This window comes from Dictyobacter sp. Z7_2 (assembly GCF_057551105.1).
The window spans coordinates 2733861-2748044 of sequence record NZ_BAAJPE010000002.1 but is presented as its reverse complement, the minus strand read 5'-3'; the positions used below and the strand labels follow the sequence as shown (position 1 = coordinate 2748044).

General features: G+C 51.0%; 7 protein-coding genes and 2 rRNA genes. 1 reads left to right on the top strand and 8 read right to left on the bottom strand.

Features of this window, described 5'->3' with window-relative positions:
- Positions 1-2 precede the first annotated feature (2 nt).
- The 4 genes from AC27N8_RS25040 to AC27N8_RS25025 all read right to left on the bottom strand — a co-directional run bounded on the left by AC27N8_RS25040 (position 3) and on the right by AC27N8_RS25025 (position 2440).
- The gene (locus tag AC27N8_RS25040; protein ID WP_487070507.1) at positions 3-497 is read right to left on the bottom strand and encodes a DUF6391 domain-containing protein; all 495 of its coding nucleotides are present in this window, start codon (positions 495-497) and stop codon (positions 3-5) included.
- A 68-nt stretch (positions 498-565) separates the two neighbouring features.
- Positions 566-1315: a YggS family pyridoxal phosphate-dependent enzyme gene (locus tag AC27N8_RS25035; protein ID WP_487070505.1), complete on the bottom strand. Its 750-nt coding sequence runs from the start codon at positions 1313-1315 to the stop codon at positions 566-568.
- A 113-nt stretch (positions 1316-1428) separates the two neighbouring features.
- Complete coding sequence (mce, locus tag AC27N8_RS25030; protein ID WP_487070503.1) at positions 1429-1839, bottom strand: methylmalonyl-CoA epimerase; 411 nt, start codon at positions 1837-1839, stop codon at positions 1429-1431.
- Between the two features lie 43 nt (positions 1840-1882).
- Positions 1883-2440 (bottom strand): DUF402 domain-containing protein, encoded by a 558-nt coding sequence (locus AC27N8_RS25025; RefSeq protein ID WP_487070501.1) that lies wholly within the window; start codon positions 2438-2440, stop codon positions 1883-1885.
- A 378-nt stretch (positions 2441-2818) separates the two neighbouring features.
- On the opposite strand from AC27N8_RS25025, the gene AC27N8_RS25020 reads away from it, so the two are divergent.
- Positions 2819-6901, top strand: coding sequence for an adenylate/guanylate cyclase domain-containing protein (locus AC27N8_RS25020; protein WP_487070499.1), 4083 nt, complete (start codon positions 2819-2821; stop codon positions 6899-6901).
- A gap of 13 nt (positions 6902-6914) precedes the next feature.
- On the opposite strand, the gene AC27N8_RS25015 is transcribed toward AC27N8_RS25020, so the two are convergent.
- The 4 genes from AC27N8_RS25015 to AC27N8_RS25000 all read right to left on the bottom strand — a co-directional run bounded on the left by AC27N8_RS25015 (position 6915) and on the right by AC27N8_RS25000 (position 13800).
- Entirely contained in the window at positions 6915-7886 is a 972-nt protein-coding gene (locus AC27N8_RS25015; RefSeq protein ID WP_487070497.1) for an MBL fold metallo-hydrolase, read from the bottom strand.
- A 71-nt stretch (positions 7887-7957) separates the two neighbouring features.
- Complete coding sequence (locus AC27N8_RS25010) at positions 7958-8797, bottom strand: amidohydrolase family protein (protein WP_487070495.1); 840 nt, start codon at positions 8795-8797, stop codon at positions 7958-7960.
- 236 nt (positions 8798-9033) lie between these two features.
- Positions 9034-12012: ribosomal RNA gene (locus AC27N8_RS25005) — 23S ribosomal RNA — on the bottom strand.
- 307 nt (positions 12013-12319) lie between these two features.
- Positions 12320-13800, bottom strand: a 16S ribosomal RNA gene (locus tag AC27N8_RS25000).
- The 16S and 23S rRNA genes sit together here, the layout of an rRNA operon.
- Positions 13801-14184 lie beyond the last annotated feature (384 nt).

The window sequence follows — 14184 nt, the reverse complement described above, 5'->3', positions numbered from 1 at the left end:
ATTTACTCCTGAACAGTACGAACGTCAATATAAGTAAAGCCAAAGAGCTTACGACGCGTAATGTCAGTCACATGGACACCTTCCAGCTCAGGCAAGGTAGTAAAGTGCTTCTGCACATATTCTCCAAGAGGACGCGCAGACATCCAGCCAGCAACACCCGATGCGGCAGCTGATGCTACTCTGGTACGATTGTTATTGGATGCCATTCCCAGCATCGTCCCAATCGTCACCATAGAGACGCCTACAGCCAAATTCGTGCCACAATTGGGATGGATGGCTAATTCTGCCTCTCCAGCAAGCAAACGGGTCAGAGCCTCATCCAGGGCGCGTCTGAGCAATCCTAAATCAACATCGCCGAAGATAGTAAAACCATTATGATTGGAGCGAGCGCTCAGGCTTAAATCAGGGTCCATTCTGGCTAAGACAGTAAAGGTAGCATGCTCAAGCGCATGATTCTGTCGCGTACGGCGGCTAAACAATAATTCATCGACTTTCATGAAGATATTCCTTTCACATCATCAATGGACAGCACCCATGCTAATAAATCGTATAGAACTCCAGCCACTCACAAGCTGAGAGGTTGTTTGATGCGTTCACCAAAGATCGCACGCCCGACGCGCACAATCGTCGCACCCTCTTCAATGGCTACCTGATAATCATCGGTCATCCCCATCGAAAGATGCTCCCAATGGCCATCGGGCAGTTCCTGGCGCAGTTGATCACGCAGAGCGCGCAGAGCTCGAAAAACCGGGCGAACCTGCTCTGCATCCTCAACCAGAGGAGCTACCGTCATCAAGCCACGCACCTCCAGGAGAGAGAGAGACATGATCTGACGTGCCACCGTTACAGCCTCCTCAGGAGCCATCCCCTCCTTACTCGCCTCGCCAGACACATTCACCTGCAAGAAAATCGCCTGCCGCATAGCCTCATCATCTACCTGCTGCTTTTCCAGAGAGCGTTGCAGTGCCTGAGCCACATGAAAACTATCAATGCTATGAATATAGGAAAAATGTCCGGCGATCTTATTGGCTTTATTTGTCTGTACGTGCCCAATCATATGCCAGTGGAGGTCTGGAGCCGCGAAGGCTGCCTGTTTCTCTACAGCTTCCTGGACCCGATTCTCGCCAAAATCTCTCATTCCTAGATTATATGCTATCTTCACAAATTCGAGCGGCTTGGTTTTAGAGACAGCCACCAGCGTCACGTCCTCAGGGGTACGCCCGGCACGTAGTGCCGCCTGCGCGATCAAGGCACGCACACTGGCAATATTCTCCGCAATAATTTTTTCCTGGCTTATCGAAGGCTCGTTTATCACAATTCTCTCTTTGCTGACTATCAAACGGCTATTTAATCTTATTCTATCAATATTGTACACCAGGATCGACAGAGCAAACTCGAAATACCACTAACCGGATGTCTTAACAACCGCTAGGATTCCTTTTCGAGCATCTCCAGGAGCACGCCATTGGTGCTTTTGGGATGGATGAAGATGGCTCGACCTTCAGCCGCGACACGTGGCTGCTGGTCAAGGACGGCGGCACCTTTGGCTTTAAGGTCCTGTAAGGCTTCATCGATATCGTCGACTTCGAGACAGATATGATGCAATCCTTCACCACGTTTTTCCAAAAACTTCTGCAAGCCAGTATTTTGTAGAGTCGGCTCAATCAATTCAATTTGACTGTCCTGTGGGCCTCCACAAGGTAGAAAGGCAATGCGTACCTGTTCAGTGGGTACATCTTTGATCTCGCTGGGGATAATCCCCAGGATATCACGATAAAAGGCCAGAGCCTGCTCCAGATCGCGTACCAGAATAGCCACATGATCGAGACGCCTGGACATACTTTTCTCTCCTGCTCTGCATCAGCACATAAGGTGCTGGAAATTACAGATGATGGCTCGCAGTAGGCAGATTGGATATATTTAAATGATGCGGTACTACGGCGAAAAGACCAATACTGCGCTGAATAACGCTTGTAACTGTTTGTAAAGCCATTAATGCACTGACACGTGTAGCCTCATCATAATGAAGCAGTTCGGCCATATGCTCAAACTCAGCCTGGGTAAGCACCTCATAGCTCAAATCTGGTTTCACTAACGTACTTAAATCCAAATCAACGTAGGTAAGACGATCAATCCCCAACGTGACAGGTTGAATAATATTGGCATAGGTATGAATAAGCACATCTTCATTATAGAAAGCACTGAGCGTATACCAGCGCTCAGGCCAGTAAAACTGTACGCAATTGCTCCGTAAGTTCCGCGTTCCCGATGCCCAATTCATAGGTGTACCAGCAGGCAGCCACAAACGTCTACAATCATCGAGAGCGGATGAGGCTTGATCGTCGCCAAGTTGGAGATCAGCAGGTATATTATATGCCCGCCATGATCCACGTAACAGTTGATCAAAACTACGGCTCTCCACAATAAAATCTCGCTGCATTACATTCTCCCTTCAACAACATCCATAGTACGGAACAAAGGACAAAACGTCAAGTTAAAGGTGCACAATGAGATGCATCTTATAATAGAGAACACATTTGAACACTTAATCCTTCCATCCTACTAAAGATAAACGACCCGCCAGGCAGAAAGAGGTAGAGCGAAGCGAAGACCATGTTCCACTTGTCGTACGATCAGGCCCGCCAGCGTGGTGCGCCGAGGGCTTGCTGGCTCATACGAGTCGCAGGAACATCGCACGCGAGCGTGCGACGCTATGGTGTCCTCGCTTCGCTCGACACAGCCAGGCAATGGTGTATAATAAAAGGCGTTCAAGAGAAGCTCTATCCAGGTTATAAAGCAACAGGAAAACGAAACGTGTATGCGTTGTTCTAAGTGTCACACATTAAATCCACAGGCCGCCAAATTTTGCCTCGAATGTGGAAATCGTCTCGGTGGCTGTCCCAATTGCGGTACAATCAATCCATCGGGGGCCAAATTCTGTATGGAATGTGGAACAGCTCTATCTCCCCAACCCGCCACATCGCCACCATCAAACGGCTATGAGCCTGCTCACGCCACCAAAAAGGCCCAGATCCAAGTGCCACCCACGCCCGCCAGAGCAATATTTCCGCCCGCGCTGATCTCCTCGTCATCGATAGAAGAGAGACGCATCGTAACGATCATGTTCGCCGATATCACAGGCTCGACCCCGCTGGCAGACCGCCTTGATCCTGAAGATATGCGTGCCATTCTCAGCGGCTATTTCAACTTGATGACGGAACAGATACGCAAACACGATGGAACAGTAGAAAAATATATCGGCGATGCCGTGATGGCTGTATTTGGGACTCCTATTACTCATGAGGATGATCCAGATCGGGCGATGCGAGCGGCTCTTGATATGCAAACCGCACTGAAGCTATTTAATGATCGGCGTCTGGCCCGCGATCCGGAGGCGACGCGCTTACAGATGCGCATTGGGATCAATACAGGAGAGGTAGCAGCTCCAAGCGCGACCACAACACAATTTTACGACTTCCTGATCACAGGAGACGCAGTCAACATCGCGGCACGTCTACAACAGATGGCCACTCCCGATACAATTCTGGTGGGAGAGCGCACCTATCTCTCCAGCCGTGATCCTGAGATGTTCAGGTTTCAAGCCATTGCACCACTACAGGTCAAAGGGAAGACAGAGCCAATTGTCGCCTATATGATCCTGGGATCGCGCCAGGCAGCAACATCCATTACAGCGCCAAGAAGCTTAAGAAGTGGGAGCGCACAAATTGTTGGGCGCAACCTTGAACTCACGCTGCTCCATGCAAGCTACGCCCGTGTTCAGACTGAAAGACGACCCCATCTCATCACTATTCTAGGAGCTCCAGGCATTGGGAAATCCCGTTTGGTACGGGAGTTTATCGCACGAGAACATGAATTGATCAAAAGCGCGTCAGCCACCGGCGGATTACTATCGCCTCTTGTCCTCCAGGGACGCTGCCCTCCGTATGGAGAAGGTCTTACATACTGGCCGCTGATCGAGATCATGCGCACCCTTTTGCGTGTACAATACGATGACATCTATGAAACTGTCAAACAACGCTTTACCGACTTTTTGCATGATACCTTTATCAAGGCTGGAGTGAATGCATCAGACATAGAAGTTGCAGAGACGCTATGGCGCAGCATTGGAAATAGCTTAATTAGCCAGACTCCTCCTCAGGCATCCCATCAGACAGAGCTTAACCGAGCAGAAGCATCCATAGCGCTCCGCTCCGCCGCCACACAGCAAAGTAATGCACAGGGTACGCTCTTAAGGGCGTGGCGCATCCTGCTAGAGGCTCTAGGGGAACTTCAGCCACTGATCATCGTGGTAGATGATCTCCAATGGGCAGACGAAGCCTTACTGGATCTCTTTGAGTATCTGACGGATCGTATTACGGCAGTACCAGTCTTCTTCATCTGTCCAGCGCGTCCCGATTTTCTGGAACAGCATCGTGATTGGGGTGGCGGTCATAGGAACTTCACTGCAATCGAGTTGGAAGCGCTGACTCAGGATGAAAGTAGTGACCTGATCAATTCACTCTTGAATACCAGCGAGCTACCCGAGGCGTTACGTTATACCATTCTCACGCGTTCGGAGGGAAATCCATTCTTTATCGAAGAGATCGTGCGCATGTTTATCGATCAAGGCATCCTCGTACAGGGAGAGAACCGTGAACGAGGTCAAAACTTCTGGCGCGTCGATCATACCAACTACAATGTCCTGGGAAATTTTAGTCAATCGCTTCAATCAGTGGATTTTATTACCGATGAGCCAGATGAAGATGAAAGATTGGTTGACCCCTATCTGATCCCGTTGCCGTATGTGCCAGATACGATTCAAGGTGTGCTGGCAGCTCGCGTCGACCTGCTCAATCCAACCGATAAACGGATTTTGCAGCATGGCTCTATCATTGGGCGGATCTTTTGGCTGTCAGCGTTACAAGAATTGACCAGCGATCTGACCCCTGAAACAGTTGAAAACTCCCTGGTCTCCCTATTTCATCACGACTTTATCATCGAAATCAACATGAGGACAACCAGCCCGATTACACCAGATAGAGCCTTCGCCTTCACACATATCTTAATCCGAGATGTCGTCTATAATAACATCCCGCGCCAACGACGGGCACAAGAGCATACCCATCTAGCGCTCTGGTTGGAAGACAAAATCTCCAATCAGCAATCCAGTTTTGTCGAAATGATTGCGTATCACCTTCAAAGAGCCTTAAGCACATGGTCGACAAATGCAACAATCGATATCATTGAGATAAAACAGACGTCTCATACAACGATGCCCACAATCCGCCTGGCGCGCAACGATCTACGCGAGCGAGCGGTAAAATTTTTGATGCTGACAGGAGATCAGGCTTTAGATAACTACTACAGCCTGCGAGCTTTACGCGCTTATACAGATGCACTCGATCTGCTGGATAACAGCCACACGGATACACTAACGCGCAGCAAGATGCTCACGAAAATTGGCGAAGCCCATGCTCAGCGCGGCAATCTCGATTCGGCCTGGAAAGCCATACGCCGAGCATTACAGTTAGTGCTGCCTGTCGAAGAAACGATCGATCCAGCCTATCTGCTCAAGCTCTATAACCTGCTCGCACTTTTCGCCACCCGTTGGTCATCTCTATTTGATGCCCCACCTGATCAACAAGAGGTGCGGACATATATCGACAAAGGACTCAATCTCATCCAGGGAAGAAGTCAGAGCGAAGAGCATGTAGCATTCCTTACTTATCTCGTCTTCTGGTATATTGATCAATTAGGAGAGATTAGCAGCGACAAAAAAAATGAGTTCGCGGAGCAAGCTTTGCAGAGCGGCGAGCAAGCACTGCATATAGCTGAAGCGTTAAATAATCCACGCACGCTTTCACCTACGCTAGATGCGATGAGCTTCATCTATGTAGTAGTGTATGGTCGCTACAAAAAGGCCCTGGAGATTCAAGAGCGACGATTACAACTTGAACAATTTATCACCAGCCGCGAAGAACTATATGATCTCTATGTATCGCAAGGATACGCCTATATGCTCACCTCAGAGTATGCAGCCGCCCTGACCTATTTTGGTCAGGCCTGGAGTAACGCACTCAAAATGGAGAGCCCACCCATGGTACTTAGTAGCATGACCGCACGGATGACGACATGGTATCTCTGGAACCGTTGGGACGAGGCACAGAAATTAGCACTGGAGATTCTACAATTCATCGAAAAATATCAGCAGGATGAACAACGTCAGCGCTGGGCAATAGAAACACTGGCCACAATCGCCTATCATCGAGGCAATCAGGAAGAAGGCGATAAATATGCCCAGCAATATAAGCGGCTACTCGATCAGGAAAGTGAAGCGCTACCAGCTGAAGCTATTCCGAACCTGGAAACCAAGTTGCACGCAATCCATCTAGCCCAGGAAGACTGGGCGCGTGCACTGGATAATTATCGTGCTAAATTTCTGCGCAGTGAACCATTTCCTAATCCTGAAATATTAAGCACCTACGTGGAATTATTAGTCATCAACAACCAGGCAGATCAACACGAGGATTTATTTGATCGAGCAGTCACGTTGTGCGAAGAGGCTGGAGCTGATAAAAGTCTGGCCGCAGCACTCCGAGCTCGTGGAAGATTCCTGATCCAAAAAGGTAGGTGGGATGAGGCGGAAAAGGATCTGTTACTCTCACATCGTTATTGTGAGACTCTCGATCTTCCCTGGGAAAACGCTCATAGTCTTTATCAGCTAGGCTTGCTGCATCAAGCCAGAGCCGATAAGCATGGAGAGATGAAAACATACCAAAATGAGCTGGATTTAACGCGCTATTATTTAGAGCAAGCAGCAGGCTACTATGCATTTCTCCGCGCCAGGCCGTTGCTTAAACGTGTGCGTCAGACACTCGAAACAATTGCGCACTTGAACTAAACAGGAACCATCATTAGAGCCATAACAGTTTTGAGTCCCAGGTTGGTCCCATAGTTGGAGGCAGAGCAACGATATTAATATAGCGCAGATCCGCATGATAAGATTGCAGGTAGGTACGCATGCTCTCCAGAGCAAGAGCAGGTGTATTATTAGTACGGCTGAGATGAGCCAGCCAGAGCCAGCGTCGATCACGCTCACGCCAGATACGCAGCACAGCTTCAGCAGTTTGATCATTGGAGAGATGTCCTGTTGGACTGAGAATGCGTTGCTTGAGCATCCAGGGATATGGTCCACGGCGCAGGCTTTCTCGGTCATGATTTGATTCTAGAATCAGCAGGTCAGCATGCTGGATATGATTAAGCATAGTAATCGTGACTTCACCGGCATCTGTCACCAGACAGACACGGCATCCGCCGGCCTCCAGCAGATAACCACAGGGAGCAATCGCATCATGAGAAACTGGGAATGAGGTCACGACAATATCTCCAATGGTACGCCGAGATCCAACAGGCAGATCTAGCGTCGCCAGTGAAGACAGTCCTGGAAGCTTCTGATCATCGGTTGCGGAGATCATCTGCTCAGAAGCGGCAATAGCAGTCACAGGCACGGTCACATGCGGCAGCAACTCGCTGGAGGCAGACGTTGAAGGAGCCATTATGCGTGTTGGGACTACTTTCCCTGAGTCTGAGCGCCATACACCAGTCTTCAAGCCCTCTCGAATAGCCGTTAACGTACGAGGATCGGCCATAACAGGTAAGGAGTAGCGATTCACCAGCGTTGGAATACTCTGCACGTGATCGCTATGTTCATGGGTAACAAGGATCGCTTGAATAGCAGAGAGAGAGACACCAATTGAGGTTAAACGAGTTATCAAGGTGCGAGCACTAAGGCCAGCATCGAGCAATAGCTTTGTGCGCCCTTGAGGACCAGCCTCAACAAAGTACGCATTTCCACTGCTTCCACTACCAAGTGAAACAACTCGCATGTGACAGGCACCTCGCAGAATAGCAAAATAAAAAAAGAAGCATAAAACTCATTGCAGGCAGAGAAAGGGAGCTATAAACTCAATAGTTGTCGAGCATTTCCTCCCAAAATCAAATCTAGCGATGCAGCATCTAATCCGGCATCCCGAATATGAGAGATAACACGCTTCTGCCGCAGCAGCCCATAATCGCTGGCAAAAAGAATGCGCTCCGCGCCAACGAGCCGCGCTACGGACGGAAAAATATCTTGCCGGTAGAGATATGGTGTTGCTGCCGTATCATACCACACCTGTGAGCAGATACGCTGAATCTCTGGCATCAAGGTATAGAAAGGCAATCCGCCACCCCAATGGGCAGCAATAAAACGAATATCGGGAAAAGCCGTCAAGAAGGTCACGAGATCCTGCACCGTAACATTACCCTTGCCAGGATAGAGATGTCCCACGGGTTCGCTACAATGGGAAAGTACAAGCAGTTGATAATGTCGCACGATCTCTATGAGTGGAGCAAGTAAAGGAATATCGCTCAATGTATAGCCCTGTCCATGAGGCATCAACTCACCCAGGCCGATCATACCAGCTTGCGCACAGCGCTCAAGCTCTTTGAGAGCGCGTAGGCCAGCCAGGGGTTGTATCACAGCCATACCATAGATACGTCCCGGGAAACGCCTCATAGCATCAAGCACATAGCTATTCGTCTCCTCGATCAGGCCAGGATCAGTCCAGCCAAAGGAGAAAGTCACTGATGCGTCAACACCCGAAGAGTCCATCTCTGCAATCAGATCTTCCACACACGCCAGACGGGCACGCGGATTGGCATAGAGTTCCCCAAACCAGGGATCTCGAGCACAATAATCGGCACGCCGTTGACAGATATCTGGCGGAAAGATATGGGTATGAAAATCAATGAGCATCAGAACAGCTCCTTGTAAGAGTAGTATCTCAGACGAGAAATAGAATATTATCCCCAAAGCGCGGCTTACAATTTCTTTAGATACAAAAAAAGACCTTACTCGTGTGAGTAAAGCCTCTCTTCTCGAAAGAGTACATACTGCATAGGATCTGTCCTCAATTTTGCCGAGCACCGTGCTGTCAGCCAATTGCTGAAGCAGAGAACCCGCATTCAAAGTCCATGATGAAGATACAATTGTGAAACAAGCCGCTCGATCATTAGGGCGACTTCGCTGCGTCCGTTACCGGATGTCCACGTGTCGTCTATCTACCAAGTAGTCTGCTTGGGATCTTAAGCATCCGAAAATGCTGGGAGAACTCATCTTGGGTGCGGCTTCGCGCTTAGATGCCTTCAGCGCTTATCCCTTCTTGACATAGCTATCCAGCTGTGGCCTGGGCAGGCCAACTGGCACACCAGCGGTCAAGCCATCTCGGTCCTCTCGTACTGGAGATGACGCCCCTCAATTCTCCTACGCCCACGACGGATAGAGACCGAACTGTCTCGCGACGTTCTGAACCCAGCTCGCGTGCCGCTTTCATGGGCGAACAGCCCAACCCTTGGGACCTACTCCAGCCCCAGGATGCGACGAGCCGACATCGAGGTGCCAAACCTTGCCGTCGATGTGAACTCTTGGGCAAGATAAGCCTGTTATCCCCGGGGTAGCTTTTATCCGTTGAGCCACACTCCTTCCACTCGGGAATGTGGGATCACTAAGCCCGACTTTCGTCCCTGCTCGACCTGTCCGTCTTGCAGTCAAGCTCCCTTCTGCCTTTACACTCTTGTGGGTGATGTCCATCCACCCTGAGGGAACCTTTGGGCGCCTCCGTTACCCTTTGGGAGGCGACCGCCCCAGTCAAACTACCCGCCTGACCTTGTCTGCGTCCCGGATCACGGTGACGCATGAGACACAAACTGTATCGAGAGTGGTATTTCACTGTTGTCTCCCCTACCCCCACAAGGATAGGTTCTCCGACTCCCACCTATGCTACGCACGATCCACCTCGTATCCAGATCAAGGTGTAGTAAAGCTCCACGGGGTCTTTTTGTCCTGTCGTGGGTAACCCGTATCTTCACGGGTACTTCAATTTCGCCGAGTCCTCTGTCGAGACAGTGCTCAACTCGTTACTCCTTTCGTGCGGGTCGGAACTTACCCGACAAGGAATTTCGCTACCTTAGGACCGTTATAGTTACGGCCGCCGTTCACCGGGGCTTAGATTCGCAGCTACGATCACCGCTCCTCGTAACCTTCCGGCACTGGGCAGGAGTCAGCCCCTATACTTCCGCTTTCGCGTTCGCAGAGACCTGTGTTTTTGGTAAACAGTCGGTTGAGCCAATTTCTTGCAACCCCCTCACGCCATCTCCGAAAAGACATCGCTACTAGGGCACCCCTTCTTCCGAAGGTACGGGGTCAATTTGCCGAGTTCCTTAACAGAGGGTCGCTCGATCACCTGGGGAGATTTCCCCCTGCCTACCAGTGTCGGTTTGCGGTACGGGCGGAGTAGGCTTCTGGCGAGAGGCTTTTCTTGGCGGCGTAGGGCTCAATGACTTCCGCAGTCTTGCGACCGCTCGCTGCACTGGTCACGCACAGGACTCCGGGATTTTCCTCGGCGTCGCGCTTCCATATACAGACCCATCCTGTCCATTCGATGGGCTCACCTTCCTTACCGCGTCCCCCCATTGCTCGTAACGAAGTACTCCGGTGCAGGAATGTCCAACCTGCTTTCCATCGCCTACGACTATGACGTCCTCGGCTTAGGACCCGACTCACCCTGGGACGATTGACGGTGCCCAGGAACCCTCAGGCATTCGGTGTGTCTGGTTTTCACAGACATGACGCTACTCATTCCGGCATTCTCACTTCTGCGCGCTCCACCAGTTCTTTCGATCTGGCTTCTCTGCCCGCAGAACGCTCCCCTACCAACCCTCTTTGACGTAAACGTCGAAGAAAATTCCATAGCTTCGGTAACGCGCTTGAGCCTCGATACGTTGTCGGTGCCACTCCACTCGACCAGTGAGCTATTACGCACTCTTTCAATGATGGCTGCTTCTAAGCCAACATCCTGGCTGTTTGGGCGAAATGACTCCCTTTGACACTAAGCGCATATTTAGAGACCTTAGCTGATGGTCTGGGCTGTTTCCCTTTCGACAATGAAGCTTAGCCCCCACTGTCTCACTTGCATGCAATCTGTCCTGGCATTCGGAGTTTGGTTGGGTTTGGTAACCCGCAAAAGGCCCCTAGCCCATTCAGTGCTCTACCTCCAGGATAGTTCTCAATCATGCAGCTGTACCTCAATACATTTCGGGGAGAACCAGCTATCTCCGTGTTCGATTGGAATTTCTCCCCTATCCACAAGTCATCCCCCAGTTTTGCAACACTGGTGGGTTCGAGCCTCGACGGACTGTCACATCCGCTTCACTCTGCTCATGGATAGCTCACACGGTTTCGGGTCGCATCGCCGCAACGGTCGCCTTGTTCAGACTCGATTGCTCTGTGGCTCCCCAACTATACCGTTGGTTAACCTGCTACGACGATGCACTCGCCGGATCATTCTACAAAAGGCACGCCATTAGCCCTTGGTCTCGCAAGAGACAGTGGCCTCTGACTGCTGGTGAGTACGTGGTTTCAGGGTCTCTTTCATCCCCCTCTCGGGGTGCTTTTCACCTTTCCCTCACGGTACTTGTTCGCTATCGGTCGCTGAAGATGTTTAGCCTTGGAGGGTGGTCCCCCCAGCTTCCCACAAGGTTTCACGTGCCTCGTGGTACTCAGGATACCGATCCACGTTGACAAACCGTCCTCTACGGGACTCTCACCCGCTCTGGTGGCGCTTTCCAACGCCTTCGAGTAGTTCATCATTGCTTGATATCGGTCCTACAACCCCGGTTGTTCCGAAGAACCTCCGGTTTGGGCTGCTCCCGGTTCGCTCGCCACTACTACGGGAATCTCGGTTGATTTCTTTTCGTCGGGTTACTGAGATGTTTCAGTTCACCCACTGCCCCCCGTCACTGCCTATGTGTTCAGCAGGCGGTTTCCAGACATCACTCTGGAAGAGTTGCCTCATTCGGAATCTTGGGGCTCATCGCTTGCATGCAGCTCCCCCCAAACGTTTCGCCGGTCTCCGCGTCCTTCTTCGGTCTTCAGCGCCAAGGCATCCACCTCGTACTCTGTGTAGCTTGTTCTCTACATCTTTGTCATGTCTTGAATGCTTGACATTTTATCTTTTGGTGATAAAAACTTTCGATCCTCTGCTTCAGTTTCGGCTGACCACACATTGTGCTCAGCAAAATTGAAGAGATATCCTATGCAGTTGTAAACGTGCAAGATTGGCGCACACCACGAGCCGTAGCCCGTGGGGCGAAACCCCAACCTCTGGAGAGTGGAAACCAGCGCAGATTGCTGGACAGATGTACCATGTCCTGTGTCGACCTGGAAGTGCGTCACCTTAGATGCGTCCTTCTTTGAAGGACAGTGACGGTAGCTCCCTAGAAAGGAGGTGATCCAGCCGCACCTTCCGGTACGGCTACCTTGTTACGACTTCACCCCAATCACTGACCCCACCCTCGACGCTTGCCTCTCCGAAGAGTTAGCCCAGCGGCTTCAAGTGTTGCCAACTTTCGTGGTGTGACGGGCGGTGTGTACAAGACCCGGGAACGTATTCACCGTAGTGTGCTGACCTACGGTTACTAGCAACTCCACCTTCACGGAGGCGAGTTTCAGCCTCCGATCTGAACTGAGGCCAGGTTTGACGAGATTAGCTCCCCCTCGCGGGTTGGCAACTCTTTGTCCTGACCATTGTAGCGTGTGTGTCGCCCAAGGCGTAAGGGCCGTGCTGACTTGACGTCATCCCCGCCTTCCTCCATTTTGAAATGGCAGTTTCGTTAGATCGATTCAACTAACGACAGGGGTTGCGCTCGTTGCGGGACTTAACCCAACATCTCACGACACGAGCTGACGACAGCCATGCAGCACCTGTGGATCCGCTCCGAAGAGACAGCGCATTACCGCTGGTGCAAATCCATGTCAAGCCTTGGTAAGGTTCTTCGCGTTGCATCGAATTAAACCACACGCTCCGCTGCTTGTGCGGGTCCCCGTCAATTCCTTTGAGTTTTAATCTTGCGACCGTACTCCCCAGGCGGACCACTTATCGTGTTAACTGCGACACTGAAGGGGTCGATACCCCCAACGTCTAGTGGTCATCGTTTACGGCTAGGACTACCAGGGTATCTAATCCTGTTCGCTCCCCTAGCTTTCGCACCTGAGCGTCAGGTACTTCCCAGGACACTGCCTTCGCCATTGGTGTTCCTCCGGATATCTACGCATTTCACCACTCCACCCGGAATTCCGTGTCCCTCTGAAGCCCTCAAGTCAGACAGTTTCCAGAACACTTCGTCGGTTAAGCCGACGACTGTCACTCCAGACTGATCTGACCGCCTGCGTGCGCTTTACGCCCAGTAACTCCGGACAACGCTCGCCTCCTACGTATTACCGCGGCTGCTGGCACGTAGTTAGCCGAGGCTGATTCCTCTGGTACCGTCCGTTCTCGTCCCAGAGAAAAGCAGTTTACGATCCGAAAACCTTCTTCCTGCACGCGGCGTTGCTCGTTCAGGGTTGCCCCCATTGACGAAAATTCCTCACTGCTGCCCCCCGTAGGAGTCTGGGCCGTTCTCAATCCCAGTGTGGCTGATCGTCCTCTCAGACCAGCTATCGATCGAAGCCTTGGTGAGCCATTACCCCACCAACTAGCTAATCGAGCGCAGGCTCATCCCAGGGCGTCTTTGCAGACTTTGCTCTTTGCAGAGCGTATGCGGTATTGTCGGCGATTTCTCGCCGGTATTCCTCACCTCGGGGTAGATTGCCCACGTGTTACTCACCCGTCCGCCACTCTCTGATTACTCAGAGCGTTCGACTTGCATGTGTTAGGCACGCCGCCAGCGTTTATCCTGAGCCAGGATCAAACTCGCCATCAAATGTTTTTATAAAACACCCCATCACAGCGGACGAGATGCGAAAAAGCATATGCGTTAAGTTGCGATCATGACCAAGTTACATTAACATTGGCTATAAATTCGCAGAGATTAATGGTCACCGCACATGACATGCGGGACCGAATTGACAGGAACGTGAAACACCTGTGTGTTCCAGTTACTGTTCTGCTTTCCACTCTTCAGTTGTCAAGGTACAATCCACGAAACGCCTGTTTCGTATCGTCGTAAGCGATGATGTTGTTTTTGCGTCGCTCACTTCGGCTTAATTAGTATCGCATACTCATGGTGGTTTGTCAAGTACTTTTCCGAGGAAATTTACTCGTCCCGAATATTTCCATTTTCGACGGTTGGCTTCAACACTCAATC